Source organism: Kribbella sp. NBC_01510 (assembly GCF_045040325.1).
GTDB lineage: Bacteria > Actinomycetota > Actinomycetes > Propionibacteriales > Kribbellaceae > Kribbella.
Genome location: NZ_CP109418.1, coordinates 4,138,848 through 4,164,485 on the forward strand (window position 1 = coordinate 4,138,848; position 25,638 = coordinate 4,164,485).

The window sequence follows — 25,638 nt, forward strand, 5'->3', positions numbered from 1 at the left end:
CGCAAGCGGCTCTCCGACGACAAGCTGCCGATCCGGATGCTGCACGATCGGGTGCTGGTCTCGCTCGAGGCCGAAGGTGAGCGCAAGTCGTCGGCCGGCATCCTGATCCCGGCCACCGCGCAGATGGGCCGCCGGCTCGCCTGGGCGAAGGTGGTCGCGATCGGTGCCAACGTTCGTACCGTCGAGGTCGACGACCGGGTCCTGTTCGACCCGGAGGACCGGGCCGAGGTCGAGGTCCGCGGCGACGACTACATCCTGCTCCGCGAGCGTGACCTGCACGCCGTCGCGGCCGGCCGCCTCGAGGACGGCCAGACCGGCCTTTACCTCTAGTCCAGCTGGTAGAGCCGCCGGGCGTTGTCCCGGCCCCACAGCGCGGCAACCCGTACGGCGTCCTCGGCGGACCAGTCGCCTTGGTCGACGAAGCCGCCGAGCACAGACGCCACCGCGCGCCGCCACAGCGTGGCTCCGAGGAAGTGCAGCTCGGCCGGACCCCACGCGTCGGAGGAATAGAGCAGCTTGGCGTACGGCGCCAGCTCCAGCCCCTCCGCGAGTACGGCGGCCGCGCGGGCTCCGACGTACATGGTGGTGAGGCCGAGGTCGAAGCTCACGTGCGGGAAGGCATGCGCGAGGTAGCCCGCCTGGCGGTGGAACGGATAGCAGTGCAGCAGCACGACCTGTGTGCCGAGTGGCTCGACCAGGCGGAGCCACTCGGTCAGGAGCAGCGGAGTGGTCTTGTGCAGGTTCAGGTCCGGGTCACCGAAGCCGACGTGCAGTTGTAGCGGCAGACCGCGGCGTGCGCCGGTCCAGAGCAGCCAGCGGAGGAGCACCGGGTCGCTGACTCGTGCCGGCCCATCGGCGTACCAGCGCTCCAAAGCGGTGGCGACTTCTGCAGCAGTGGGCTCGGCTGGATCAAAGTCGAAGCCATGGCGGTAGGCCACGATGCTCTTCAGCCCGACCGCATCGGCAGTCCGCTCTTCCAGCCGTCGCGCCAGCGCATCCGGTACGGCGGCCACGGTGGACTCGTGTGCGGCGACGTACTCGAGCTCTGACTCCAGCCGGACCACCTCGTGCGTGCGAGCCCCGCTCAGCTTGGCCAGTTCGTCCACACCGGTCACAGCGTCGCCGAGGTAGCCGGTGTCGACCAGGTAGTCGCTCACGCCGGCTGCGCTGAGGAAGAGCCGGCTCAGTGAGGCCTCGTCGTGCTGTGCGCGTGCGGCCAGATAGTCGTCGGCCGACGCGTGGGGAGCGAGTCCGAGCAGCGGAGCGCAGTGCTGACGGATTGCGAAGCCCAGTTGGGAATCGAACGTCGACATCCACGCCGGGACCGGACGGTCCGACTCGGTGATCAGCTGCTCGAAACCCGCCCGGTCGAGCGGACCCTTCGCCACGCCGTGCACGTGGTGGTCCACCAACGGCAGGTTCGCCAGGTGGTCAGCGAGCAGCATGGCCGGCCAACCGGAACCGCGACGGGACCGTGTCCTCGCCGAGCACCAGATCGCGGACGAACGCGCCGATCAGCGGCACGAACTTGAAGCCCTGACCGCAGAACCCGACCGCGACCGTGATGGGGCCGGCCCGGTCGATGACGAAGTTGTCCGACGGTGTGTTGTCGTACAGACAGCTGATCGCCGTGGACTTCCCCGCATCCAGACCGGGGAACCAGTCCTCGACGTACCGCAGCAGCTCGGCATCCCGCTCCGGCTCCACTGCGAAGTCACGGGTGTCCGGATCGACTACTGGACCAGTGGCGTGCAATCCGACCTTCACACCAGAGCCTGGCTCGTACAGCCCGTAGCTGAAAGGACCGGAGTGCACGAAGCTCGGCCAGTCCAGGTTGTCCGACACCGGTGCGAAGAACCGCGGCTGCTCCTGCGTCACAGTGAACGCCGGCAACGGCACCAGCCCATTCAGCAGCTTCGGAGCCCACGACCCAGCCGTCACCACGACCTGCCGCGCCCGCACCGCACCACCCGGTACGTCGAGCTCCACCAGCTCGTCGTGGACCCGCAGCGCCCGCACCGGCGACTGCGCTCGGAACTCGGCGCCCAGCCGTGACGCCACCGACTGCAGTGCCGTGACGGTGCGATCGGCGTACAACCGTCCCGAACCAGGCTGATACAGCACCGGTGTTTCGAACCGGAACCCTGACCAGCGCTCCGCCGCCGCTGCCGGCGTGAGGACCTCGCCGGTTGACGCATGCAACGACCGGAACGCCTCGACCGTCGCGTCGTCCACACCATGGTCGATCCCACCGGTCACCTCGAAGAGCGTCTCGCCCGAGTCCGCCTCCAGCTCGCGCCACAGCGGTCGCGCCTGCTCGGTCAGCCGCGCGACCTCCGCGTTGTCCGCGGCAGGGCGGAAGAGGCGCGTGCCACCGTGTGATCCGCCACGGTCGTGCCCGAGCGGGTACTGCTCCAGTACGACGACCTCACGCCCGGCCGCCGCCAGTGCACGAGCCGCGGCCGACCCCATCGCGCCGGCTCCCACCACAGCCACGTCGTACGTCATCGCTCACCCCTTCGGTCCGATTCTGACCCATTCTCGCGGTGTGGGCGCCCGCCGTCAGGGCGGATGGCGGGCGAGGGAGAATGTCGGGGTGATCTTCGAGACCTCCAGCCGGTTGCCCGATTTCCCGTGGGACAAGCTCGCCCCCTACAAGCAGAAGGCGGCCGAGCATCCCGACGGCATCGTCGATCTGTCCATCGGCAGTCCGGTGGACCCGGTGCCGGACCTGGTGAAGAAGGCCCTGGCCGACGCGGCCGACGCCCCGTCGTACCCGACCACCCTCGGTACGGCGTCCGCCCGGCAGGCGGCCGTGGACTGGATGGCCCGGCGTCTCGACGTCACCGGAGTGGACCCGGAGACCGGGGTACTGCCCGTGATCGGCACCAAGGAGCTGATCATGCTGCTGCCGACGCTGCTCGGCATCGGCGCCGGTGACACGGTCCTCATCCCGGACCTGGCGTACCCGACGTACGAGGCCGGTGCGGCGCTGGCTCGCGCTCACAGCGTGCCCGTTGCGGACCCGACGACGTACGACGGCCGAGTCCGGGTGGCCTACCTGAACTCCCCGCGCAACCCGTCCGGTGAGATCACCTCGGCCGACGACCTGCGTCGCGCGGTCGAGTGGGCGCGGGCGAACGACGTATTGCTGGTCAGCGACGAGTGCTACACCGAGTTCGGCTGGGACGAGCGGCCGGTGTCCGTGCTGCATCCGGACGTGTGCGGCGGCAGCTTCGACAACCTGCTCGCGGTGCACTCGCTGTCCAAGCGGTCCAACCTCGCTGGGTACCGGGGTGGGTTTGTTGCCGGCGACACCACGGTTGTTGCCGAGCTGCTCGCCGTACGCAAGCACGCCGGTCTGATGGTGCCGTCGCCGATCCAGGCCGCGATGGCAGCTGCCTTTGCGGACGACGTACATGTCGAGGAACAGCGCGCTCGCTACCTGCGCCGCCGCTCGGTCCTCCGCGAAGCACTGACCGACGCCGGCTGGGACATCACCCTCTCCAACGGCGGTCTTTACTTGTGGGCCTCGCATCCGTCGTACGACGCCTATGGCTCGGTGGGGGCTCTGGCCGACCTCGGAATCCTCGTGGCCCCCGGAGGCTTCTACGGGACCGCGGGCGCCCGCTACATCCGCGTTGCCCTCACCGGCACCGACGAGCGCATCGATGCAGCGGTGAAAAGACTGCACGAGTGACAGAACTTCCCCGGTGGGTGTGACGTCTTCTTGTGTGACTGCCTCTTATGTGGGTAGGTGAACCCAAGGAGGGGGAGGCATGCATATGAGGTCGCGTTCCATCGGGGTGGTTGCGGTACTGCTGCTGGGGGTTGTGGTGCCGGTCGGCTCCGCGCAGGCGGCTGATGATCCGTCTGTGACGCCGGGAGTCGCCGAGGCGACGACTCCGGCGGCCGAGCCGACCACACCGGCGGTGGAGCCGACCACGACGCCGCCTACTGAGGTTGAGACGTCGTCGCCTCCTCCGGCTGAGGAGCCAACGCCCACACCCACGCCGACACCAACACCGGCCGCGGCGTGGTCCATCACGCTGAACCAGCCGGCTGCCTCCTGGGAGGACAAGCCGACGGTGTTCACCGGGAAGATCAGCCAGCCGATCACCGGCTCGTACATCACGCTGTGGCAGCGCGTCCCGGGCGCGTGGGTGCTGCGCGGGTCGACCCGCACCACGGCCGGTGGGGTCTACAAGTTCACGTACACCTCGGCGTCCACCGGCACCTGGGCGTTCCGGACCATGATCGGGGTGAAGGACACGACGGCGCTAGCGATCTCGGCGTACCGGACCGTCCCGATCCAGGACCGCAAGATCGTGATCAACACCCCGGCGGCCTGGTACGCGACGCTGACCGGTGTGTCGGTCACCGGCCGGATGACGCCGGCCGAGCCGGGCAAGGAGCTCGCGCTGCAGGACTACCTCGGCAGCGGCAAGTGGCGCCTGCTGAGCATCGCCACGATGGATGCGGCGGGCAACTTCCGGCTCCGGGTCCCGGACGACATCCCGTCCACCCGGACCGTGCGCGTGCTGACCCGCTACGCCAGCCAGCCCGCGATGGAGTACTCCGGCCTCGCCAAGATCGTGATCAAGGCCGCACTGAACCCCAAGGTGTACGCCGTCTCGGCCACAATGGTGCCGAATACCTACCGGGCCGGGTGCCCGGTCAAGCCGTCGTCACTGCGGTTGCTCCAGCTGAACTACTGGGGCTTCGACGGGAAGGTGCACCGTGGTGAGCTGATCCTGCGAGACGCCGCGGTGTCGAAGATGATCACGGTGTGGACCTCGACGTTCGCATCCAAGTTCCCGATCCGGCAGATGCGGCGGGTGGACGTGTTCGGTGGCAGTGACGTCAAGTCGATGGCGGCCGACAACACGTCGGCGTTCAACTGCCGCCGGGTCACCGGTGATCCGTACTCGCTCTCGCCACACTCCTATGGGTGGGCGATCGACATCAACACCGTCGAGAACCCGTACCTGGCCGCGAACGGGGTCTGGTACCCGTCGAACGGGCTCGCGTACCGCAACCGCTCGGTGTCGCGTCCCGGCATGCTCTTCGCGAGCAGTGTCGCGACCAAGGCTCTGGTTGCCCAGGGCTACTTCTGGGGCGCCGGCTGGGCCAAGCCCGACTACCAGCACTTCGAGCCGAAGTGAAGACTGTCGTAGTTGCTGGGCTGTCGGCGCTGTTGCTGGCGGGCTGCAGCTCTGGGTCACCGTCGGTGCCTCAGGCTGCTCCGACAGCAGCAACCCCGATTCCCAGCACTGTGGGCGGCACGGTGCCAGTGCCCACCAACACGTTGAGCACTGTGAAGCCCACCGACGCAGCGGTGCCGCCTGAGCTTCCAGAGCAGGCAACCGCACCACCGCCGGCCACTGCCGGGCCGCTGAGCGCTCGCAACCTCCCGGCGCCCGAGAAGCTCGGCTCAGGCTGGAAGACGTACGCCGACCCGGGCGGCGCCGAGGCCGGGTTCCTGGGCAACAACACCTGGACCCGCAAACGCGACCCCCACCAGGCCGCCTTCGAAGCCTTGCCCTCCGGCTGCTCCGGCGCTCCGGTGACCGGCTCCCTCCCAGTCCCGCAGTACGCGCTGGCCGGCACCTACCGCACCGCCGACGCCCTCCCCGCCACGGCGCTGCTGCTCCGCTTTGCCAACTCCACCAACGCCAAGGCGTACTACGACGGCTACCACGCCCGCATGACTGCCTGCGGCACCGGCGGCGACCTCTCCGTCAAGCAGCTCTGGTCCGACGACACCGCAACCGCCGCCACCCGCACCTACGCTGGCGCCGAGTCCTACGTGGACATCTCCACCCTCCAAGGCGCCACCGTCGCGCTCCTCGCTACTACCTCCCCGCACCCCGAATCCCAATCCCCCTGGGCCCAATCCGTAATCCCCACCCTCAAATCCACAATCGACACTCCATGATCAGCCTCGGCCCCCGCTCCCGCTCCCGGCGCCGGAGGCGTCGTGCTCTTCAACTCGAGCGAGAAGCTGTATTACCTTTCAGTATTGTTTGTCCTACACTCCGGTTATGGGTGACTTCGACCGGTATGCCCGCCTGACCGCGGACTTCGACGCACCGTATGCGGTGATCGACCTCGCCGCCTTCCGCCGCAACGCCGACGACCTGGTCCGCCGCGCCGCCGGTACGCCGATCCGCATCGCGTCGAAGTCGGTCCGCTGCCGCGCCCTGATCAGCGCCGCACTCGAGCGCCCCGGCTTTCACGGTGTGATGAGCTACGCCCTCCCGGAAGCCCTTTGGCTCGCCCACAACGGCGTCGACGACATCCTCCTCGGCTACCCGACCACCCACCGCGCCGCTCTGCGCGCTCTCGCCAAAGACCCCGAGGCGGCCGCCCGCATCACGCTCATGATCGACTCACCGGACCACCTGGCGTTCATCAAGTCGATCACCACCGGCGGAGCGCGAATCCAGGTCTGCCTCGACGTCGACGCGTCCCTCCGCGTCCTCGGCCAGCACCTCGGCGTGCGCCGCTCACCCCTCCGAACCCCCGCAGACGTCGCCGGACTCGCCCGTACGGTTGCCGCCGACGACGCCTTCGAACTGGCCGGCGTGATGTTCTACGAGGCCCAGATCGCCGGCCTCCCCGACACCTCACCCGCCGTCCGCTGGGTGAAGCGCCGCTCCGCCGCCGAACTCGCCGAGCGCCGCGGCGCGGTCGTCGACGCGGTCAAGCAGTATGCGCCGCTGCGGCTCGTCAACAGCGGCGGCACCGGCAGCCTCGAGGTCAGCAGCGCCGACCCGGTAGTCACCGAAGTCACCGCCGGCTCCGGCTTCTACGGCCCCACCCTCTTCGACAAGTACGACGTCTTCCAGCCGGAACACGCGGTCGCCTACGCGCTCGACGTCGTACGGCGTCCTGCCCCACGGATCGCCACACTCTTCGGCGGCGGCTACGTCGCCTCCGGCCCGGCCAAGAAATCACGCCTGCCATCGCCGGCCTGGCCGTCCGGATTGAAGTTGTTGGGCACAGAAGGTGCCGGAGAAGTGCAGACTCCGGTCCTTGGGAGTTCCGCCGATGCGTTGCATCTTGGAGACAGAGTCTGGATGCGCTATGCAAAGGCGGGCGAAATGCTGGAGAGATTCGATGTCATACACGCGATCGACGGCGACGAGCTGACCGACCTCACCACCTACCGAGGCGAGGGGAAGAACTTCGGATGAGCACCTGGCGGAACTGGGCCGGCACCGAGTCGGCCACGGGTGTCGAGATCCTCCGACCGTCGTCGACCGACGAGCTCGCCGCAGCGGTGAAGTCCGCTGCCGAGCAAGGCAAGAAGCTCAAGGCCGTCGGCTCCGGGCATTCGTTCACCGGCTGCTCCGTGCCCGAGCAGGTGATGATCCGGATGGACGACCTGTCCTCGATCATCCATGCGGACAAGGATTCCGGCCGCGTCACCGTCGGCGCCGGCACCGGCCTGCGCAAACTCAACGCCGGCCTGGCCGCCTTCGACCTCGCGATGGCGAACCTCGGCGACATCGACAAACAAACCATCTCCGGCGCGATCTCCACCGGCACCCACGGCACGGGCGCCCGTCTCGGCGGCCTCGCGACACAGGTCGTAGCCCTCGACCTGGTCACCGCCGACGGCTCGATCCTGCATTGTTCAGCCGAGGAGCACCCGGATGTCTTCGCCGCCGGCCGCGTCTCGGTCGGCGCCCTCGGCGTGATCAGTGCCCTCACCCTCCAGTGCGTGCCGGCCTTCCTTCTTCACGCCCAGGAGATGCCGCTCCCGCTGGGCGATGTCCTCGACGGTTTCGATGAATTTGCCGACAGCAACGATCACTTCGAGTTCTACTGGTTCCCGCACACCGACATCGCGCTGACCAAGCGCAACAACCGCGTCGGGCCCGGCGTCGGCCCGTCCCCGGTCGGTCGCGTCCGCGGCTGGATCGACGATGAACTCCTGTCCAACAAGGTCTTCGAGCTGACCAACCGACTGGCGGTCCGACGACCCAGCCTGGTTCCCCGGATCAACCGCATCGCGTCCCACGCCCTCTCGGCCCGCGAGTACGTCGACGCGTCGTACAAGGTCTTCTGTTCCGAACGCAACGTGGTCTTCCGCGAGTCCGAGTACGCCGTACCCCGGGAGAACGTGGTCGACGTGATCCGCCGCCTCCGCGACTGGATCGACACGTCAGGCTCCCGCATCCCGTTCCCGATCGAGGTCCGCGTTGCCGCCCCCGACGACATCTGGCTCTCCACGGCGTACGGCCGCGACACCGCCTACATAGCCATTCACCAGTACCACCGCCTACCCCACGACCCGTACTTCCAAGCCTTCGAACGCATCGTCTCCGACTACAACGCCCGCCCCCACTGGGGCAAACTCCACACCCTCACCGCCGAAGATCTCCGCACTCGTTACCCCCACTTCGACGACTACCTAGCGGTCCGCACCCGCCTAGACCCCCAACACATCTTCGAGAACCCTTACACCCGCCAAGTCTTCGGATAAACCCAACCGCCGGGCCTACCTCGGCGGCTTCCTGTTCGGGCAAGGTTGTTCACGAGGTGGTGCGGCGGGAGCTAGCCTGCGGACATGAACTCTGTGGAGGGGCTCGAGCCTGTAGTCGAGGACTGGCAGAAGGCGTTGGCTGTGGTCGCGCATCCGGACGACCTGGAGTTCGGGTCGGCGGCGGCGATCGCGCGGTGGACCGGGCAGGGGAAGGAGATCGTGTACTGCCTGCTCACGTCCGGCGAGGCAGGCATCGACGGCATCGCGCCCGCCGAATGCGGTCCGCTGCGAGAAGGTGAGCAGATCGAGTCCGCCCGGATCGTCGGCGTCTCGACGGTCGAGTTCCTCGGTCAGCCCGACGGCACCATCGAGTACGGCGTCGCGCTCCGCCGCCTCATCACGGACGTAATCCGCCGGCACCAGCCCGAGATCGTGATCACCAACAACTTCCGCGGGACCTGGGACGGCGACGTAGTCCTCAACCAGGCCGACCACATCAACACCGGCCACGCCACCCTCGACGCTGTCCGCGACGCCGCCAACCGCTGGATCTTCCCCGAAGCGGGCGACCGCTGGGGCGGCGTACGCCAGGTCTGGGCCACCGGCTCACCACAAGCTCGCCACGCCGCGGACACCACCGACACCTTCGACATCGGCGTCAAATCCCTCAAAGCCCACAAGGCCTACATCGACGGCCTCAACTGGCCGCACTTCGACCCGGAAGAATTCCTGGAAGGCACCTCCCGCCCCGCGGGCACCCGCCTAGGCACCAAGTACGCCACCCGTTTCGAGGTCTTCACCCTTTAACCGAGGCGAACAACCGTCGCCCACGAGTCATCGGATATTTGTCGACGCCCCGTCAGTCGCGGGGGAGTTCGAGTGATGCCTGCAGGTGTGGAGGTGCGGGCTTCGGGCGCCGGGGCTCGCGGTCGCCGGAGGTGTCCGGGCCAGGCGGGTTGTTCGGGCCCACCCAGGAGCGGACCAAGTCGCGGCCGCCCTTGCGCGTCATGCGGAGGAGGTCGATCTGCTGGACCTGGCTGGCAGGGATGCCGAGCTGGGCAAGGCTGCGGTTCGCCATTTCACACGCGGTGTCGTGCTTCCGCGGCGAGAGCTTCTGCTGCAGCACGACAGCAATCGTGCCGTCGGGCAGATGCTCGACCCACTGGAACCGCATGCCCTTGTCGAGGGTGCACGAGTTGAAGGCGAGCTCGAGATAGTCGGAGTCGGACAGCCGTCGATCGGTCTGAGCGCGAGCAATCACTTCATACAGGGCCATACCCCGATCATCCGCCCCCACCCACCCGTTTTCCAGAAACCCACAATCCGGCCCATCCAGGCAGGCGCTTCCACTCGGCCGTGCACCCGGCTCGCGGGCATCCCGTCCCGGGTCGGCATCGGCGTCCTGCTCAGACACACCAACTGCGGTAGGGAGGGCTCACGGGTGGCCGCTGGTAGCCAGGCTGGCCGATCCGCTGCGAGATGCCGCGGGTTGGCTCCCCGTCGTACTCCGGCTGCCATGGGCTGTTCAGATCCGCCCGCCCGTCTGGGGGTGGTCAGTGGAGTGCGTTGATGGCGGTGGCTACCTGGGTGGGGCTGGAGATGAGGGTTAGGTGGTTGGCGTGGGGGATGAGGGTGGGGGCGGGGGCGCCTATGCGGGTGGCGGTTTCGGTGGGGTTGCCGCCGTCGGTGTCGAGGGCGCCGAAGACTACTGATTTGGGGATCGGGAGATCGCGGAGGTGGGCCAGGCGGTCGGCGGAGACTGCTGGGATGCCGTGGGCTGTCATTTGCCAGACCGCCTTTTCGGCTCCGGGCTGGCGGAAGGGGCGGGTCCACTGGTCGACATCCGGCGCTGGGCAGTCGGGGGCGCAGGCGCTGTTGTAGATCTTGCGGATCAGCGAGTCGGAGCCTAGGACGAGACGAAGCAGAGTCGTGCGGTACGGCGGCACGATCACGCGCCGCAGCCCGGGACCGCCACCGGGGAGAGGCACACCGTCGCCGTCGAGGAACATGATTCCGCCGACGCGAGACGGTGCCTCCAGCGTGGCCTCGGCGACGACGCCGGCGCCGAGGGAGTGGCCGACGAGGATCGGCCTCGGCTGCCCGGGGCCGCCGAGGTGCATTGCGTCCAGGAAGCCCAGGAGTTGACTGGCGAGATGCTCGATGGTGTACGGCGCTCTGCGCTCGCTGTAGCCGTATCCGGTGATGTCGTACGCGTAGACCCGGTGATTGGTCGCCAGCAGCGGTACGAGCCGGGACCAGGTGTCGACTGACTCGGCCGCGCCGTGGACGAGCACCACCGGCGTGCCCGTCGTACCCCAAGTGTCGTAGCGGGTGTTGACGTCACCTGCCTCGACGAACTTGAGTCCGGGTGGTGGGGCGGCGGTTCCGCCGGTGAAGGCGTTGTAGCCGAGCGATGCTGCTGTGACGATCAGCCAGAGGCCGAGGATGGCCAGCAATGCCCGGCGTAGGAACCGTTTCACAGCCCAAGTCTCGCCGCTGCCTCAAGCGGGGCGTCTGTGGGTACGGCGATGCCCCGAGGCGGACTGCTCCGCGATCTCGTCGGCGAGCAGCGGGCCGGTGACGGCTACAGAGGGAGGAGGCGCTGGGATTCGGCGAGGACGGCAGGGGAGGCCAGGGACTGCCAGCGGGGGATTTGCTCTTGGAGGAACGGGCGGAGCTTCGGGGCCAGGGCCGGCGCGTGGTCGAGGACGTCGAGTTCGTTGACGATGGTGAGATCGACGAAGTCGCGGAGGTCGGGGGTGCTGAGCTCCTCCGACGTACCGGTGAAGCGGTCGGTGACGGTGTGGTGTTCGGCGAGGTCGCGCCAGGTGGTCTCGCGCTCGCAGGAGCCGTAGCGGTAGACGATCAGCTCCGCCTCCGGGCCGATGACGGACTCCAGGACCGGGCGCTCGGTCTGCCAGTCGAACAGGTGGGTGGGGAAGCCATCGGTTCCGTACGCCGCGTGGGCGAGGCCGGCCAGGACGAGGGTGTCGGATGCGCCCAGGGTGGTCAGGCGCTTGGCGACCCGATGGAGATGCACGTAGAGGCTTCCGCCCGCGTGATCGAGCTCGTCGGCGCCGCGCACCATCAGCAGCGAACCCAAGTCCTCAAAAGTGCTCATCTGACCCCTTCTCGACGCGGAGCGGTCAGGGCCCTGCGGACCGGCCCAGGCACCTACGGTAAAGCCAATCCACCACCCCCGCCCACACCTGCGGCGTGCCGTTTCCGTCACACCTAGTTCACTTCCCCTTCCCCCAAACGTGTGCTCGAGCAGGCGCTGGTCAACCGCCCCACAACAGCCCCACCCGCGGACTCCGGCTCACCGACGCGATTCCGCCCGAGCCCCGCGAGTTGCCCGAGCCAGCGCCTGGAGGGTGGCCGAGGTACTTCCGAGTCGGAGCGCACGCAGGTGCTCGACACCATCCCGGACGCGGGCCTCGGGTTGGTCGCGGCCCTGCCGCCAGGGCTCGGCGGCTCTTCGAGACCCCCTGGCCAGCGACTGCAGATGCCGGGGCTGCAGCTCGCGAGAGCGTGCCGGGCCGAGGCGGTGAGGTTGCTGGAGGCCGTGCCGGGCCAGGAACTGGAGGTGCTCGAGACCGTCTCGGACGCGGGGCTGCGGGCTGGGCGCGGCGCCTCGGGCAGGGCGCGGCGGGTTGTTCGAGACAGTCGGTCCCGGGGGAGAGGCCCGGGCCGGGGGCTGTGGGTGCTCGTGACCGTGCCGGGCCCAGGCGGTGGGTTGCTGAGTGCCGGGCCGGGGGTTGCGGGTGCTCGTGACTGTGCCGGGGCCAGCCGGGGCTGTTCGGGATCGTGCCGGGTCGAGCCGGTGGAGTTGCTGGAGGCCGTGCCGGGCCGGGGTGCGGGTGCTCGAGACCGTCTCGGGCGCGGCGCTTCGGGTTGGTCGCGGCGCTTCGGGCAGGGCGCGGCGGTTGTTCGAGACGGTCGGCCGGGGGCTGGAGAGGCTCGGGCCCGGGTCGGGAGCGGCGGGTCCTCGCGACCGTGCCGGGCCGAGGTAGTGGGACTGCTCGAGGCGTGCTGGGCCGAGGGGGCTGCTCGGGCTTGCTGGGCCGGTGCAGTGGGAATGGTTCAGACGCTCGCGGGTCCGCGGGGTGCAGGTGGTTGAGAAGTTGCTGGCGGAGGGGGTGCGGGTTAGGCAGGGGGGGTGCGGGGTGGGGTCAGGAGTTTGCCGGAGAGGGGCCCGGAGTAGGCCCTGAAAGCGGTGGCCGGGTGTTCCGGTGGGGTGGGTGGGGCGGGACGATTTGGGCATGAGCAACACTGCAGCTCGTTGGACGTTGGTGGCGGCCCTCGCTACTACGACGCTTCTTACTGCCACGGTTACTGGTCGGCTGGCGGCCGGGTCTGAGACGTCACCGCACGGCACTACTGTCAGCCGGGTGTCGGGGCGCTGAGCGTTGCCTTGGGCAATGATGGGCTTGGCCGGTGGTCGTCCAGGGAAGGTGGACGGCCACCGGCCAAGCCGCTGGGAATCCCGCGCGTCCGAGCGGATCGGACCCGGGCGAGCGGGTTGATCCAGACGAGCGGGTCGCTGGTCGGGGGGCCCGTGCGGTGGTTGGGGTGCGCGGGGTGATTGAGGTCCGGGCTCGTGGTGCGGTGAGCCTGGGAGTGGTCGGGGTTCGCGCCATGATGCGGTGAGCGCGGGTTGGTCGGGTCTGTGCGCCGTGGTCCGGTGTGGAGCGGGTGATCGGGTCCGGGCCCTGGGGCGGGTTTGCGCGGAGTGCTGGGTCCAGGCCCGTGGTGGCTGGTCCGCGTGATCGGCTTAGGGCGCGGGTGGTCGGGGTGCGCCGGTGGGGCGGGGCACGCGGGGCCGGTGGTGGGGTGCGCACCGCGGGTTGGGGTGCGCGAGGGGCCGGCCGGCGGGTTTAGTCGAGGTCGGCCAGGGCTTTGCGGGCGGCTTCTAGTTCGGCTTCCAGGGCGGCGACCTTGGCTGCTTGCTGGGCGCGGGCTTCTTCGATGACCTCATCGATGGGAGTCGAGAGGTCTTCGTGGAGTTCCTTGGCGGCGCGGGAGACGGCGGCGGCTGCGACGGCGAGGTTGCGGGCGAGGAAGGTGGTGCCCTGCTTGAGCTCGGCGTGCCATTCGCCGTCGGCGGTGCCGGTGACGGTGAGAGTCAGCTCCAGGGTCTTGGTCTTCTTGGCGGCCGCCTTCTTGGCGGGAGCCTTCTTGGGCTTCTCCTCGACGGGAGCGGCAGAGGAAGCGTCGGGCGCTGTGCTCTCCGGGGAAGGGACCAAGGCTTCGGGAGTGTCGGCGTCGGTGGACGGCGCTTCTACTGCCAGAGTGTCTACAGTCATCGTTGCGGCGATCTCCTTCTGAACATCGCCCGCCGTGAGCGGGCTGGCGCTGAGAGTTTATTAGAACACACGTTCGACTCTCGGGCAAACCCAGCCGGGCAAAGTCAGCCGCATACGCTCAGCCGCGCACGCCGACCAGCTTCACCAGGAAGCGGTCGATCTGATCCCGCAACGGCGGAAGGTCGGCCTCCGGCTCGTTGATGCGGATCGAGACCGCGCCGTGCACGGCGGCGCGTAGGTCGAACGCGACGACGGCGGCGTCGCCGGCCGGCGCGAGGCCGGCGTCCATGCAACGCTGGACGGCCGCGGTCGCGCGGGTGGCGAGCTCCGCCTTGAAGATCAGGTGCATTCGCCGGTTCAGCGTGCTCTCGTGCAGCACCTTGTAGAGGCCGGCGTACTCGCTCGTCCAGGCGCTGAGGAACAGCAACCGCGCCCGTAGCCGCTCCACCGGATCGTCGCCGCCGCTCGCCTCGGCCTGGTCGAGGTCGCGGATCAGGTCCGCGGTGCACTGCTCGAGCGCGGCGAAGACGAGCTCGTCCCGATCGGCGAAGTGGATGTATACCGAGGTCGCCGCGATCCCCACCTCGCGAGCGACGGCGCGCAACGACAGGGCCTCGTCGTCGCCGAGTTCGTTCAGCATCCGCAGGGCGGCATCGATGATGTCGCGCCGCAGCAGTTCCCCTTGTCCCCGGCGATTCCGGCTCCGGGCTGCAGGTGTGGTCGCGTCCATGAATCCCATTGTATTGCAACACACGTTGCCCTACAGTCGTAGCACTACACCTGTTCACTTAAGGACCGGATGCATGGACCACACCCTCGAACGCAACAAGCAGACCGTCCTCGACTTCTACGAGATCGGCCTCAACCAGAAGGACTTCGACAAGGCGGCAACCCTCATCGGCAGCCGATATGTGCAGCACAACCCCCGGATCGCCGACGGCATCGACGGCTTCGAGGCGTTCCTCGCGACCCTCCGCCAGGACTTCCCCGACCTCCGGGCCGAGGTGAAGCGGATCTTCGCCGACGGCGAGTACGTCGTCGCCCACGTGTACGGCGTCCGCGTGCCAGGCCAGTCAGGTACGGCGATCGTCGACATCTTCCGGTTCGACGCGGACGGGAAGATCGTCGAGCACTGGGATGTGATGCAGCCCGTCCCGGACACCGCCGCCAACCAGAACGGGATGTTCTAGTGACCACCACAGAAGTGCCGGTGGACGTACGGCGGTGGTGGGCACTGGCCGCCGTGGCGACCGCCCAGCTGATGATCGGCATCGACCTGACGATCATGAACATCGCCCTGCCGTCCGTGCAGCGGTCGCTCCAGATGTCCGACCCCACGCGTCAGTGGGTGATCACGCTCTTCGCCCTCGGGTACGGCGGTCTGCTGTTGGTCGGCGGCCGGATGACCGACCTGATCGGCCGCAGACGCGCACTCCTCATCGGACTGACCGGCTTCGCCGCTGCGTCGGCGCTCGGTGGTGCGGCGACCGGTCCCGCGATGCTGCTCACCGGTCGTGCCCTGCAAGGTGCGGCGGGCGCATTGCTGACCCCCGCGGTGCTGGCGACGCTCGCGGCGTCCTTCCCGCTGCCGGCCGAGCGCGGCAAGGCATTCGGCATCTACGGCACCGCGATGGGCAGTGCCTCGGGTCTTGGTGTGCTGGTGGGTGGAGTCCTCACCGAGTACCTCGACTGGCGCTGGTGCATGTTCGTCAACCTGCCGGTCGCCGCCCTGGCCGCCGCCGGCGTCGGATACGCCGTACGCGCCGTGCCGCGGGTGCCAGGTGTGCGGATCGATGTCGTGGGCGCTGTTCTGGGGACGGTCGGCCTCATGGCTCTCACCTACGGGTTCGCGAGAGCAGAGCCGGATGGTTGGGGTGCGCCCACAACGTTCGGGTCAGTCATAGCTGGAGTCGTCCTGCTCGTTGCATTCATCAGCACCCAGACGCGGGTGAGAACGCCGCTCCTGCCGCTGAGAGTCGTCTTGGATCGCCGTCGCGGCGGCTCTTATCTGGCGGTGTTCAGCCTCGCCATCGGCATGTTCGCCGCCCTGTTCTTCCTGACCTTCTATCTGCAGAACATCCGGCACTACTCACCGGTGCGAGCCGGCGTGGGCTTCCTGCCGCTGACCGTCGGTCTCATGGCAGGAGTGCGCGCGGTGAGCCCACTACTGGCCAAAGCACCAGTGCGATCGCTCATCTGCCCAGGACTGCTGACGATCGCCGCAGGACTAGCGCTGCTGGGCCTTCTGAGAGCAGACAGCAGCTACTGGTTCAACGTCCTGCCGGTGTTCTTGCTGGTCGGTCTGGGGACCGGATGGGTGCTGGTCACAGCGAACAGCACCGCCACCCTCGGCGCCGGCCACGACAGTGCGGTGGCCGGCGCCATGGTGATGACGTCACAGCAGGTTGGTGCATCACTCGGTACGGCGCTGCTCAGCACGGTCGCCGGGACCGTGGCCGCGCACTCCGGGGCTGTCCATGGATTCAACGTGGCCAGCCTCGGTGCGGCTGGGTTCCTGTGCGTCGCAGCGCTCGCGGTCTACTGGGTGCTTTCGGAGCGGTCGCCCGACCACTCCAGGTGGAAGGTGCCATCACGATCGGTACGCCGGTAGGTGTGCGCGCCGAAGAGGTCCCGGAGACCCTGGATCAGCGCTGCCGGCAACCGCTCCGCCCGCAGTCCGTCGTAGTACGACAGTGACGCTGAGAAACCTGGTGCCGGCACGCCGACCGCCGCCGCGGTGGCGACCACCCGGCGCCAGGCCTCCTGCCCGTTGGCGACTGCTTCCTTGAAGTAATCGTCGACGAGCAGCGAGGGCAGATCCGGGTTCCGGTCGTACGCCTCCTTGATGCGGTCCAGGAAGCGGGCCCGGATGATGCAGCCGCCGCGCCAGATGGTCGCCATCGCACCCAGGTCGATGTTCCAGTCGTACTGCTCACTGGCGGCCCGGATCGCGTCGAAGCCCTGGGCATACGCGACCAGCTTCGACGAGTACAGCGCGTGCCGTACGTCGTCGACGAACGCGTCCCGGTCCACATCCACCTTCGGCGTGGCCGGCCCCGGCAGTACGCCGGCCGCAGCGGATCGCCGTACGACGTCGCCCGACAGGGACCGGGCGAAGACGGCCTCGGCCATGCCGCTGACCGGGATGCCGAGGTCGAGTGCGGACTGGACGGTCCACCGCCCGGTGCCCTTCTGCTCGGCCTGGTCCAGTACGACGTCCACGAACGGGCCGCCGGTCGTCGGGTCCACCTGGCTGAGCACCTCGGCGGTGATCTCGATCAGGAACGACTCCAGGTCGCCACTGTTCCACTCGAGGAACACGTCCGCCAGTTCGGCCGGGGACAGCCCCAGCACGTGCCGGAGCAGGTCGTAGGCCTCCGCGATCAACTGCATGTCGGCGTACTCGATGCCGTTGTGCAGCATCTTCACGAAGTGGCCGGCGCCGTCCGGACCGACGTGCACGCAGCAGGGCTCGCCGTTCACGTGCGCGGAGATCTTGGTCAGCATCGGCTCGAGCGCCGCGTACGACTCGGGTGATCCGCCCGGCATGATGCTCGGGCCGTTCAGCGCGCCCTCCTCGCCGCCGGACACGCCGCTGCCGACGAAGTGCAGGCCCTTCTCGCGCAGTGCGGTCTCCCGGCGCCGGGTGTCGAGGAAATGCGCGTTGCCGGCGTCGACGACGATGTCGCCCTCGTCGAGCAGGGGGACCAGCTCGTCGATGACCGCGTCGGTCGGTTCGCCTGCCTTGACCATGATGATGATCTTCCGCGGCTGCTCGAGCGACTCGACCAGCGCCGGCAGGTCGGTGGCGGGGACGAACTCGCCCTCGTGGCCGAACTCCTCGATCAGGGCGTCCGTCCGGCTCTGCGACCGGTTGTGGACGGCGACACGGAACCCGTTGCGCGCCAGGTTCCGGGCCAGGTTGCGGCCCATCACCGCGAGGCCGGTGACGGCGATCTGGGCGTTGGCAGAACTCATCGAATCTCCCGCAGTCTCAAGTTGTGTGCCGGGACCCAGTCTGGCCCTCCGCGCAACGGTCACGATCAGCGGGCCCGGCCTGCGGACAGGAAGTCGGTCCGAGGGCGAGCACCAGATCGCCTGCGTGACCGCCTAGGCTCGGCGGTGTGACCACGCTCAGCTTGGATCCTCGTCGTACGGCGCTCGTCCTGATCGACCTGATGCCGCGGATCGTGGCGCTGGAGACCGCGCCGCTGAGTGGGCCCGAGGTGCTGGAGCGGTGCGTCGCGCTGGCGAAGGCGACGCGATCGGTCGGTGGGCTGGTGGTGAACGTCCGGGTCGAGCGACCAGGCGTCGGCCGCCAGCCCGACGGGAGCGGGTTCGCACCGGAGGTCGCCCCACAGCCGGGCGACGTGGAGATCGTCAAGGGGACGGTCGGCGCGTTCGGGCGGACCGGTCTCGACGAGCAGCTCCGGCGACGGGACATCGGGACCGTGGCGCTGGCCGGGATCGCGACGAACTTCGGTGTGGAGTCCACCGGGCGCGGCGCGGACGACCTCGGCTACGAGACCGTGTACATCACCGACGCGATGACCGGTCTGGATCAGGACGCCCACGACTTCGCGTTGTCCTACGTCTTCCCGCGCTTCGGCAGCCTCTGCAGCGGGACGGAGTACATCGCCGCGCTAAGCGCGTCCGCCTCCTGAATCGAGATAGTGCAGGCGGCGCCAGATCGCCTCGGAGACCTCCGGGAGGAGGTCGTTGGCGTGCTGGTTGAGCTGCCAATAGGTGCTCTGCGCCCGATCCACCGCGGCGGAGCATTCGGCCAGCCAGCGTTCCGCGCTCTGTTCGGCGGCGCGTGGCAGGGCGCCGTACATCGCGGCGAGGCCGAGCATGACGCTGTCGCCGAGGACCCGGTTGGTCAGGTCCTGGCCGGTCATGGCGTGGTACTGCGCGATGAACGGCGCGAGCACCGTCAGCGCGCGTGTCCGCGGATGCAGCGACATCCGGACCAGGCGCACCCGCTCCACCAACCGTCTCACCGCGAAACCTCCTCACGGGCGACGCTACTCGCTCACAACATCTGCGACGATAAAATTTCCGGGGCCGTGTCGATCCGCGGGCCGCTCGTTCGACCTGGGGATGCGAGGGCCGAGAGGCGGCTCCGTGGGATGAGGAGAACGCGATGGCGCAGTACATGCTGATCATGCGGGGCACCGACGAGTCGAACGCGGCCATGATGGCCAACATCGACGAGATGATGACCGCGACCCGCGTGTTCATCGAGGACATGGCCAAGGCCGGCGTGTACGTCGGGGCCGAAGGGCTGGACGATCCGGGCAAGGGCGTCGTGGTGCACTTCGACGGCGAGGCCCCGGTGGTCACGGACGGGCCGTACGGGGAGACCAAGGAACTGTTCGGGGGCTTCTTCCTGCTCGATGTCGCCTCGAAGCAGGAGGCAGTCGAGTGGGCCAAGCGGGTTCCGGCGGCCCCCGGGTCCAAGATCGAGATCCGGCGGGTGCCCGGCGAGGACGAGGTCCCCGAGCAGAGCGGGGAGTTCGTCAAGGAAGGCGCCTCGCGCGAGAGCAGCGGCCAGAGCTGATGGATACGGCCGACGTCGAGGCCGTCTGGCGGATCGAGTCGGCGCGGATCGTTGCCGCGCTGACCCGGTTCACCGGCGATTTCGGGCTGGCCGAGGACGCGGCCCAGGAGGCGGTGGCCGAGGCACTGGTGTCGTGGCCGTTCGCCGCTCCGGCCAGTCCGTCCGGCTGGCTGATGGCCACGGCCCGGCGGCGGGCGATCGACGCGATCCGCCGCCGGGCCGCGCTCAAGGACCGGTACGCCCTGCTGGCGGCCGACGACGTGGCGGTCGACGACGACATCGACCCCGACAGGATCGATGACGACGTCCTGGCGCTGATGTTCATCAGCTGCCACCCGGTGCTCTCCCGCGAGGCCCGGGTGGCGCTGACCCTGCGGGTGGTCGCCGGCCTGTCCAGCGAGGAGATCGCCCGCGCGTTCCTCGTCCCCGTGCCGACCGTGCAGGCCCGCATCACCCGGGCGAAGAAGACGATCGCGGCGGCCGGGGTGCCGTTCGAGCTGCCGCCGGCCGGCGAGCGCCGGGAGCGGCTGGGCGGCGTGCTCAGCGTCATCTACGTGATCTTCACCGAGGGGTCGACGGCGACGTCGGGCGAACGGCTGTTGCGCCCCGACGTGGCGTACGAGGCGATCCGGCTGGCCCGCACACTGGCCGCGCTGCAGCCGGACGAGCCGGAGGTGCACGGCCTGCTCGCGTTGTGCGAGCTGACAGCCGCGCGCTTTCCGGCCCGGACCGGCCCGGACGGCTCGCCGGTCCTGCTCGAGGACCAGGACCGGCGGCGGTGGAACATCTCGGCGATCCGCCGTGGGCTGGCCGCGCTGGCCAAGGCATCGACTCGCGGCCTCGGCCCCTACGGCCTGCAGGCCGCGATCGCCGCCACCCACGCGTCGGCGCCCTCGGTCGAGGCAACCGACTGGGACCGGATCGTCGTGCTCTACGAGGCACTCGGCCGGGTCGCGCCCTCGCCGGTGGTCGAGCTCAACCGGGCCGTCGCCGTGGCGATGGCCTCGGGCCCGGCGCAGGCCCTGGCCATCGTGGACGAGCTGATCGCCTCGGACCGGCTCCCCGGCTCGCATCTGGTCCCGACCGTCCGCGGTGAGCTGCTGACCCGGCTCGGACGGCGACCGGAAGCGCGCGCCGAGCTGGAGCTGGCGGCCCGGCTGTGCGCCAACCAGCGCGAACGCTCAGTGCTGCTGCGCAAAGCGGCCACCCTGAGCTGACAGCCTGACCAACGAGGTCTAGGCGAACAGGCCCGCGTTCTCCCGGACCCACTCCTGCAGTGTCCGCGGCGCGTGCCCAGTGACCTTCGCGACGGTGTCGTTGACCGACGTCTCGTCGATGGTGCCGTCGCCGAAGAAGCCCTCGATCGCGCTCGCGTACGGCGGCGGCATCGACGCGAACAGCGCGTCGTGCGTCTCCGAACGGCTCATCGGGTACGCCGTCAGCGGACGGCCGATGCCTTGGCCGAGGATCTCCACCTGCTCGACCGGCGTGAGCCCGACAGGCCCGGTGAGTCGCAGGACCGAACCGTCCTCCGCACCCTGCAAGGGCGCGGACCGCGACGTCGGCGATGTCGCGCGGATGGATCGTGGCGACCGGCACCTCGGGGAACTGGACCCGGACGACGTCACCCGCGTGCAGTTGGTCGAGCCACCGCAGTGTGTTGGACATGAAGGAGTTGGGCCGCAGGAATGTCCACTCCAGCCCCGACGCCTTCACCGCCTCCTCGGCCGCGTGGTGATAGGCGGCGACCGCGTTCGACAGATCGGCGCCGTCGAGCGAACTGCTCGACAACAGCACGACCTTCCGGACACCGGCCCGCACCGCGTTGGCCAGCAGTTCCTCGACCCGGTCGTAACCACTGAGCAGGAAGATCCCCGTGACGCCGTCGAGCGCGTCGACGAACGTGTCCGGCTGGTTGAGATCGCCGTACACCGGCTCGATGCCGTCCGGCAGCGCGGTCTCCTTGCGGACCAGTGCGCGTCCCGCGAGCTGCTCGGCCGCCAGCGATTGCACCACCGCCCCGCCCGCGTTGCCGGTCGCTCCGGTAACCAGGATCGTCATCTCGCCCCTCCTCGGATCAGCGCGGACAGCGTCCCATATTTCAGGTGCGCTGAACCGGATCCGTCGCTGATCCGTAGAGCAGGCAACGGAAGGGGAATCAAGGATGACCAGCACCGGCACCGCGTGGGTCGCCCCCGCGAACGAGGACCAGTTGAGGGCTTGGGACACCGCGGAAGGCGTCTTCTGGGCGGACCAGGCGGATCTGTTCGAGCACAGTCTGCAACGCTACGACGACTGGCTGCTGCGGGCGGCCGGGATCCGCGACGGTGATCATGTGCTCGACGTGGGCTGCGGCACTGGCAGTACGACCCGCGCCGCGGCCTGGCTGGCCGGATCGGGTACGGCGCTCGGCGTAGACCTCTCGTCTCCGATGCTCATGGCCGCTGCCCGCCGGGCCCGGGACACAGGTGTCGGGAACGCGACGTACCTGCAGGCCGATGCCCAGGTGCACTCCTTCGAACCGACGGCGTACGACGTGCTGCTGAGCCGCACCGGATGCACGTTCTTCGCGGATCCGCTCGCGGCCTTCACCAACCTGGCACGGGCGGTGCGGCCGGGCGGGCAGGTCGCCCTCCTGGTGTGGCAGGCGCCCAGTCAGAACCCGTGGTTCACCGAGCTCACCACCGCGCTCGCGGCCGGCCGGGTCGCCCCGACGCCGCCCTCTGGCGCACCGAGCCCGTTCGCTTTCGCCGACCCGGCACGAGTGGCCGACATCCTGATCGCAGCAGGCTTCGCCGACCCGGAATGCGAGCCCGTGAAGGAGTCCATGTACTGGGGTCCGGACGTCCGTACCGCTGAAGCCTTCGTTCTCGGCGTCCTCGGCTGGATGCTTGCCGATGCGGACGCCGACACCCGCACCCGGGCCATCACCAACCTGCGGCGGACCCTCGTCAAGCACTTCACGCCGGGAGGTGTCAGCTTCCCGTCGGCTGCCTGGTTGGTCACCAGCCGCAAGCCCGCATAGCCTCGATCGTCTTCATCTCCACCTGCTCGGTGTCGTCTGATTCGGTGCCAGGTGCGGGCACCTGACTTGAGCACTACGTCAGCAGTCAGATCGACGGTTCCCAGCGGGTCGTCCGCGCGGATGCCGTTGATGGTGACGGCGCCCTGGCGGATGAGGCGGCGGAGCTCGGACTTGCTGTCGGTAGGCCGGGCTGCGAGCAGCAGGTCCAAGGTGGTCGCGACAGTGTCGGTGACGACGATCTCCGGGATGTCCTCCGGTTGGGTGCGGCCGGAGAACGTTCGCTGGAACGCGTCCAGCTCGGCCTTCGCCGTACCCGCGCCGTGGTAGCGCGTCACCACCGCGGCGGCCAGCCGGAGCTTGGCGTCGCGGGCCTGCGGACCGCCGTGCGCGGCGGCGGCCTCGAGCGCGGCCACCGTCTCCAGCGGCAGCTCGGTGTAGACGCGGGCGTACGGCTCGACCAGCGAGTCCGGGATGCTCATCAGCTTGCCGAACTTGTCCCGTGGGCTGTCGGTCAGTCCGATGTAGTTGTTCAGCGACTTCGACTGTTTGGCGCGACCGTCGATGCCGGGCGTGATCGTCGTCGTGATCACCACCTGCGGCGGGGCGCCGAGCCGCTGCTGGAAATGCCGCCCGAGCTGTTCGTTGAACAACTGGTCCGAGCCCACGATGGTGAGATCGCTGTGCATCGCGAAGCTGTCGTATCCCTGCAACACCGGGTAGATCAGCTCGTGGACGGCGATCTCCCGCCCGGCCGCGATCCGGTCCCGGAACATGTCCCGGCTCATCAGCTGTGCGTGCGTGACCTGGGCGAACAGACTCAACAGCTCCGCCACCGGCATCGCGTCGTACCACTCGGAGTTCCGGCGTACCTCGAACACCGCGGGATCCGTCCGCAGCACGAGTGACACCTGCTCGAGGAACGACAGCGCGTTCGCCTCGATCTCCTCCGGCGTCAGCACCGGCCGGGTCTCCGAACGGCCGGTCGGGTCGCCGACCCGCGTGGTCAGGTCGCCGAGCAGGAACACGACCTGATGGCCGAGGTCCTGCAGTTGCCGCATCATCCACAGGTTGACCGCGTGGCCGAGATGGAGGTCGGGCGCGGTGCAGTCGACGCCGTACTTGATCCGCAGCGGCCGCCCGGACGCCAGCCGTTCGCTCAGGTCGGCCTCGCCGACGACGGAGTCGGTGGTACGACGTAACCGGTCCAGCATTGTGCTCATGGGAGTTCCTCTCGAGATGAGGCACCCTCGAACCGACAGCGCCTCCGGCAACAAAAAAGAGACAGGAACTGGTTCCTGTCTCGGAGGCTCTGGGTGGAGCGAGTTGTGGGGACTACCGCATGCCGGCCCCTCCCAGAGCCGGTCGATAGGTCACGCGTCGCTTGATCATGGTGTCAGGTTAGCAGCCGTGAGCAGGAGCAGGAATCGGGTTAATTCCGACCGGTGCCTGAACAGGCCGTGATGAGCAGCAGGCCGAGATCGTCGCCTGCGGCAACCATTCCGTCGGGGAACCTGTCGATCGCGACTAGTCCGTTGCCTCGCGGGGGCAGGTTCGCGTGGGTGTGGTGCAGGTCGACAGGAGGTATTGGCTCGATTACGGCCTGGCCTATCGGGTTGCACGCCTGACCGGCCGCCCCATGGCCACCTTCGGACCAATACCTCCTGTCGAGTTGACTCCATAGTGGTTCATGCGGTGGATCTGATTGGTGACGTCCTTCACATCTCGGTCGGAATTGCCTCTTCGGACTAGGCTCCTGGGTGTGACGGAGCGGGTTGTGCTGGTGGACGAGGGTGGCCGGGCGATCGGGACCGAGGCGAAGGCGACGGTTCATCACGCGGCGACGCCGTTGCATCTGGCGTTCTCCAGTTACGTGGTCGACGCGGACGGGCGGGTGTTGCTGACCCAACGGGCGGTGGACAAGCCGACCTGGCCGGGGGTGTGGACAAACAGTTGCTGTGGGCACCCACTTCCGGGCGAGCCGGTCCCGGACGCGGTACGACGGCGGCTCGCGGACGAGCTCGGGATCGTCACGGACGCGATCGAGCTGGTGCTGCCCGAGTTCCGCTACCGCGCCGAGATGCCGACCGGCGTGGTCGAGAACGAACTGTGCCCTGTCTACCGCGTCTGGTGGACCGGCGACCCCACGCCCGATCCCGCGGAAGTCGCGTCCTACCGCTGGGCCAACTGGGCCACCGTGCGCTCCGTTCCCGACCTCTCCCCGTGGTGCCTCCTCCAACTGGACGAACTGGACCGCCTAGGCCCAACCCCCACCACCTGGCCCCTCGCAGACGCCACGCTCCTCCCACCCGCTGCCCGTCTATAGCTCCTGTTCCAGCAGGTCGGCGTGCAGCGCTACGGCTGTTGTACTTGCGTGGCCGGCGGCTCCGATCGCGAAGAGGGCCGGCACAGCGGTCGTGCCGACCGCGTACACACCGGGGACAGTCGTGCGGCCGCCGCCGTCGACCGAGACCGCGCCGTCCACGATCTCGCAGCCGAGCTGCTCGGCGAGGTCACTCTGCTGGTGCTGGCGGACGACGACGAACAGGGCGCGGGGGAGTAGTGCCTCGCCGGTCGTCAGCAGTACGCGGACCTGGTCGTCGCCGGGGTGCACGGCCTCGACTCGCTCGGTGCGGACTTGCACACCGGCCTTGCCGAGCTTGGTCAGCTGCTCGTCGGTCAGCTCGTCGCCGTCGGTGCACAGGATCACGTCGCTGCTCCATCGGCTGAGCAGAAGCGCGCGGGCGACGGATCGGTCCGGCAGACCCCGCATCCCGAGCTGTACAAGGGGTTGGTCGCGTACCTCCCACCCGTAACAGTGCGGACACGCGACCACCAACCGCCCCCAGGACTTCGCGACGCCAGGCACATCCGGCAATTCGTCTCGCAACCCAGTCGCGAGGACGACCGCCCGCACCCGATCCGAGCCGAGCGCAAATCCATCACCGTCCACAGCCACCTCGTCGACCCGGGAGTCCCGGACCTCGACGTCGTACTGCTCGAGTTGGTGGTGGCCGGTTGCGAGGAGGCCGGCGGGCGACGGGTTCTCCGCGCCGAGGTAGTTGTGGACGTGGTCGGCGGTGCGGTTGCGGGGGTTGCCGTCATCGAAGAGCAGGACTCGTCGCCGCGCCCGGCCCAGCGTCAGTGCGGCCTGGAGGCCGGCCACGCTGCCACCGATGACTGCTACGTCGTAGGTCTTCATGTGATCATCATACGAGAAGAATCAGCTCAGATATTGAGACAGAAAACCTGGTGC

Annotated in this window: 25 protein-coding genes and 2 pseudogenes; 14 read left to right on the plus strand and 13 right to left on the minus strand. The window is 68.8% G+C overall.

From position 1 onward, the window contains the following. Positions 1-36: 36 nt before the first annotated feature. Complete coding sequence (locus tag OG558_RS20655; protein ID WP_199237081.1) at positions 37-330, plus strand: co-chaperone GroES; 294 nt, start codon at positions 37-39, stop codon at positions 328-330. On the opposite strand, the gene OG558_RS20660 is transcribed toward OG558_RS20655, so the two are convergent. Both OG558_RS20660 and OG558_RS20665 read right to left on the minus strand, forming a co-directional pair. Beyond that, positions 327-1,445 carry an amidohydrolase family protein gene (locus OG558_RS20660; RefSeq protein WP_405071709.1) on the minus strand — a complete coding sequence of 373 codons (1,119 nt, stop codon included), beginning with the start codon at positions 1,443-1,445 and terminating at the stop codon, positions 327-329. The genes OG558_RS20655 and OG558_RS20660 overlap by 4 nt on opposite strands. Further along, positions 1,432-2,508 carry an FAD-dependent oxidoreductase gene (locus tag OG558_RS20665; RefSeq protein WP_405071710.1) on the minus strand — a complete coding sequence of 359 codons (1,077 nt, stop codon included), beginning with the start codon at positions 2,506-2,508 and terminating at the stop codon, positions 1,432-1,434. Before OG558_RS20665 ends, OG558_RS20660 begins: the two co-directional genes overlap by 14 nt. Positions 2,509-2,599: 91 nt before the next feature. Here OG558_RS20665 and dapC point away from each other — a divergent pair, with 91 nt between their 5' ends. From dapC to OG558_RS20695, 6 genes are all read left to right on the plus strand, one after another. Beyond that, positions 2,600-3,700 carry a succinyldiaminopimelate transaminase gene (gene dapC / locus OG558_RS20670; RefSeq protein WP_405072189.1) on the plus strand — a complete coding sequence of 367 codons (1,101 nt, stop codon included), beginning with the start codon at positions 2,600-2,602 and terminating at the stop codon, positions 3,698-3,700. A gap of 85 nt (positions 3,701-3,785) precedes the next feature. Then, positions 3,786-5,165 (plus strand): M15 family metallopeptidase, encoded by a 1,380-nt coding sequence (locus OG558_RS20675; protein WP_405071711.1) that lies wholly within the window; start codon positions 3,786-3,788, stop codon positions 5,163-5,165. Positions 5,166-5,317: 152 nt separating this feature from the next. After that, positions 5,318-5,938, plus strand: coding sequence for a hypothetical protein (locus tag OG558_RS20680; RefSeq protein WP_405071712.1), 621 nt, complete (start codon positions 5,318-5,320; stop codon positions 5,936-5,938). Between the two features lie 106 nt (positions 5,939-6,044). Then, positions 6,045-7,199 carry an amino acid deaminase/aldolase gene (locus OG558_RS20685; RefSeq protein WP_405071713.1) on the plus strand — a complete coding sequence of 385 codons (1,155 nt, stop codon included), beginning with the start codon at positions 6,045-6,047 and terminating at the stop codon, positions 7,197-7,199. Then, a complete protein-coding gene (locus OG558_RS20690; RefSeq protein ID WP_405071714.1) occupies positions 7,196-8,494 on the plus strand; it encodes a D-arabinono-1,4-lactone oxidase in 1,299 nt (432 codons plus the stop codon). The genes OG558_RS20685 and OG558_RS20690 overlap by 4 nt, the downstream gene beginning before the upstream one ends. A gap of 84 nt (positions 8,495-8,578) precedes the next feature. Further along, positions 8,579-9,301: a PIG-L deacetylase family protein gene (locus OG558_RS20695; RefSeq protein WP_405071715.1), complete on the plus strand. Its 723-nt coding sequence runs from the start codon at positions 8,579-8,581 to the stop codon at positions 9,299-9,301. Between the two features lie 52 nt (positions 9,302-9,353). Here the strand turns inward: OG558_RS20695 and OG558_RS20700 are convergent, their stop codons facing one another. From OG558_RS20700 to OG558_RS20720, 5 genes are all read right to left on the minus strand, one after another. Beyond that, positions 9,354-9,770 carry a hypothetical protein gene (locus OG558_RS20700; RefSeq protein WP_405071716.1) on the minus strand — a complete coding sequence of 139 codons (417 nt, stop codon included), beginning with the start codon at positions 9,768-9,770 and terminating at the stop codon, positions 9,354-9,356. Positions 9,771-10,047: 277 nt separating this feature from the next. Continuing rightward, positions 10,048-10,974 (minus strand): alpha/beta fold hydrolase, encoded by a 927-nt coding sequence (locus OG558_RS20705; RefSeq protein WP_405071717.1) that lies wholly within the window; start codon positions 10,972-10,974, stop codon positions 10,048-10,050. A gap of 104 nt (positions 10,975-11,078) precedes the next feature. After that, the gene (locus OG558_RS20710; protein WP_405071718.1) at positions 11,079-11,615 is read right to left on the minus strand and encodes a DUF6817 domain-containing protein; all 537 of its coding nucleotides are present in this window, start codon (positions 11,613-11,615) and stop codon (positions 11,079-11,081) included. A 1,756-nt stretch (positions 11,616-13,371) separates the two neighbouring features. Further along, the gene (locus OG558_RS20715) at positions 13,372-13,800 is read right to left on the minus strand and encodes a DUF6319 family protein (protein ID WP_405071719.1); all 429 of its coding nucleotides are present in this window, start codon (positions 13,798-13,800) and stop codon (positions 13,372-13,374) included. A gap of 118 nt (positions 13,801-13,918) precedes the next feature. Then, on the minus strand, positions 13,919-14,530 hold the full coding sequence (locus OG558_RS20720; RefSeq protein ID WP_329474563.1) for a TetR/AcrR family transcriptional regulator: 612 nt from the start codon (positions 14,528-14,530) through the stop codon (positions 13,919-13,921). Positions 14,531-14,603: 73 nt separating this feature from the next. Between OG558_RS20720 and OG558_RS20725 the strand changes: the two genes are divergently transcribed. Continuing rightward, positions 14,604-14,990: a nuclear transport factor 2 family protein gene (locus OG558_RS20725; protein ID WP_405071720.1), complete on the plus strand. Its 387-nt coding sequence runs from the start codon at positions 14,604-14,606 to the stop codon at positions 14,988-14,990. Beyond that, positions 14,990-16,411, plus strand: coding sequence for an MFS transporter (locus OG558_RS20730; RefSeq protein ID WP_405071721.1), 1,422 nt, complete (start codon positions 14,990-14,992; stop codon positions 16,409-16,411). The genes OG558_RS20725 and OG558_RS20730 overlap by 1 nt, the downstream gene beginning before the upstream one ends. Here OG558_RS20730 and gndA read toward each other — a convergent pair. Then, positions 16,339-17,778, minus strand: a complete 1,440-nt coding sequence (gene gndA / locus OG558_RS20735) for an NADP-dependent phosphogluconate dehydrogenase (protein ID WP_405071722.1) — start codon at positions 17,776-17,778, stop codon at positions 16,339-16,341. The two genes, OG558_RS20730 and gndA, sit on opposite strands and share 73 nt — an antisense overlap. 146 nt (positions 17,779-17,924) lie before the next feature. Between gndA and OG558_RS20740 the strand changes: the two genes are divergently transcribed. After that, positions 17,925-18,464, plus strand: a complete 540-nt coding sequence (locus tag OG558_RS20740; RefSeq protein WP_329474567.1) for an isochorismatase family protein — start codon at positions 17,925-17,927, stop codon at positions 18,462-18,464. On the opposite strand, the gene OG558_RS20745 is transcribed toward OG558_RS20740, so the two are convergent. Next, positions 18,444-18,800 (minus strand): hypothetical protein, encoded by a 357-nt coding sequence (locus OG558_RS20745; protein WP_405071723.1) that lies wholly within the window; start codon positions 18,798-18,800, stop codon positions 18,444-18,446. The two genes, OG558_RS20740 and OG558_RS20745, sit on opposite strands and share 21 nt — an antisense overlap. Before the next feature lie 143 nt (positions 18,801-18,943). Between OG558_RS20745 and OG558_RS20750 the strand changes: the two genes are divergently transcribed. Together OG558_RS20750 and OG558_RS20755 are read left to right on the plus strand one after the other, a co-directional pair. Then, a complete protein-coding gene (locus OG558_RS20750) occupies positions 18,944-19,360 on the plus strand; it encodes a YciI family protein (RefSeq protein WP_405071724.1) in 417 nt (138 codons plus the stop codon). Continuing rightward, the gene (locus tag OG558_RS20755; protein ID WP_405071725.1) at positions 19,360-20,577 is read left to right on the plus strand and encodes an RNA polymerase sigma factor; all 1,218 of its coding nucleotides are present in this window, start codon (positions 19,360-19,362) and stop codon (positions 20,575-20,577) included. The genes OG558_RS20750 and OG558_RS20755 overlap by 1 nt, the downstream gene beginning before the upstream one ends. 18 nt (positions 20,578-20,595) lie before the next feature. Here the strand turns inward: OG558_RS20755 and OG558_RS20760 are convergent, their stop codons facing one another. Beyond that, positions 20,596-20,904: a hypothetical protein gene (locus OG558_RS20760; RefSeq protein ID WP_405072306.1), complete on the minus strand. Its 309-nt coding sequence runs from the start codon at positions 20,902-20,904 to the stop codon at positions 20,596-20,598. Positions 20,905-20,959: 55 nt separating this feature from the next. Then, positions 20,960-21,421: pseudogene (locus OG558_RS20765) on the minus strand (SDR family oxidoreductase); the annotation flags it as partial. A gap of 103 nt (positions 21,422-21,524) precedes the next feature. Here OG558_RS20765 and OG558_RS20770 point away from each other — a divergent pair. Beyond that, positions 21,525-21,971, plus strand: a pseudogene (locus OG558_RS20770) (class I SAM-dependent methyltransferase); the annotation flags it as partial. A 44-nt stretch (positions 21,972-22,015) separates the two neighbouring features. Here the strand turns inward: OG558_RS20770 and tyrS are convergent. Next, a complete protein-coding gene (gene tyrS / locus OG558_RS20775; RefSeq protein WP_405071726.1) occupies positions 22,016-23,605 on the minus strand; it encodes a tyrosine--tRNA ligase in 1,590 nt (529 codons plus the stop codon). A 539-nt stretch (positions 23,606-24,144) separates the two neighbouring features. Between tyrS and idi the strand changes: the two genes are divergently transcribed. Continuing rightward, the gene (gene idi, locus OG558_RS20780; protein ID WP_405071727.1) at positions 24,145-24,708 is read left to right on the plus strand and encodes an isopentenyl-diphosphate Delta-isomerase; all 564 of its coding nucleotides are present in this window, start codon (positions 24,145-24,147) and stop codon (positions 24,706-24,708) included. Here idi and OG558_RS20785 read toward each other — a convergent pair. After that, positions 24,703-25,584, minus strand: a complete 882-nt coding sequence (locus OG558_RS20785) for an NAD(P)/FAD-dependent oxidoreductase (RefSeq protein WP_405071728.1) — start codon at positions 25,582-25,584, stop codon at positions 24,703-24,705. The two genes, idi and OG558_RS20785, sit on opposite strands and share 6 nt — an antisense overlap. Between the last annotated feature and the right edge of the window lie 54 nt (positions 25,585-25,638).

Excerpts from the sequence above, each read along its gene's own strand:
- tyrS (WP_405071726.1), bottom strand. The coding sequence starts at position 23,605 with ATGAGCACAATGCTGGACCGGTTACGTCGTACCACCGACTCCGTCGTC.
- OG558_RS20675 (WP_405071711.1), top strand. The coding sequence starts at position 3,786 with ATGAGGTCGCGTTCCATCGGGGTGGTTGCGGTACTGCTGCTGGGGGTT.
- OG558_RS20715 (WP_405071719.1), bottom strand. The coding sequence starts at position 13,800 with ATGACTGTAGACACTCTGGCAGTAGAAGCGCCGTCCACCGACGCCGAC.
- OG558_RS20755 (WP_405071725.1), top strand. The coding sequence starts at position 19,360 with ATGGATACGGCCGACGTCGAGGCCGTCTGGCGGATCGAGTCGGCGCGG.
- OG558_RS20665 (WP_405071710.1), bottom strand. The coding sequence starts at position 2,508 with ATGACGTACGACGTGGCTGTGGTGGGAGCCGGCGCGATGGGGTCGGCC.
- OG558_RS20725 (WP_405071720.1), top strand. The coding sequence starts at position 14,604 with ATGGACCACACCCTCGAACGCAACAAGCAGACCGTCCTCGACTTCTAC.
- OG558_RS20655 (WP_199237081.1), top strand. The coding sequence starts at position 37 with ATGCTGCACGATCGGGTGCTGGTCTCGCTCGAGGCCGAAGGTGAGCGC.
- OG558_RS20695 (WP_405071715.1), top strand. The coding sequence starts at position 8,579 with ATGAACTCTGTGGAGGGGCTCGAGCCTGTAGTCGAGGACTGGCAGAAG.
- OG558_RS20685 (WP_405071713.1), top strand. The coding sequence starts at position 6,045 with ATGGGTGACTTCGACCGGTATGCCCGCCTGACCGCGGACTTCGACGCA.
- gndA (WP_405071722.1), bottom strand. The coding sequence starts at position 17,778 with ATGAGTTCTGCCAACGCCCAGATCGCCGTCACCGGCCTCGCGGTGATG.
- OG558_RS20750 (WP_405071724.1), top strand. The coding sequence starts at position 18,944 with ATGGCGCAGTACATGCTGATCATGCGGGGCACCGACGAGTCGAACGCG.
- OG558_RS20785 (WP_405071728.1), bottom strand. The coding sequence starts at position 25,584 with ATGAAGACCTACGACGTAGCAGTCATCGGTGGCAGCGTGGCCGGCCTC.
- OG558_RS20710 (WP_405071718.1), bottom strand. The coding sequence starts at position 11,615 with ATGAGCACTTTTGAGGACTTGGGTTCGCTGCTGATGGTGCGCGGCGCC.
- OG558_RS20690 (WP_405071714.1), top strand. The coding sequence starts at position 7,196 with ATGAGCACCTGGCGGAACTGGGCCGGCACCGAGTCGGCCACGGGTGTC.
- OG558_RS20720 (WP_329474563.1), bottom strand. The coding sequence starts at position 14,530 with ATGGACGCGACCACACCTGCAGCCCGGAGCCGGAATCGCCGGGGACAA.
- OG558_RS20660 (WP_405071709.1), bottom strand. The coding sequence starts at position 1,445 with ATGCTGCTCGCTGACCACCTGGCGAACCTGCCGTTGGTGGACCACCAC.
- OG558_RS20700 (WP_405071716.1), bottom strand. The coding sequence starts at position 9,770 with ATGGCCCTGTATGAAGTGATTGCTCGCGCTCAGACCGATCGACGGCTG.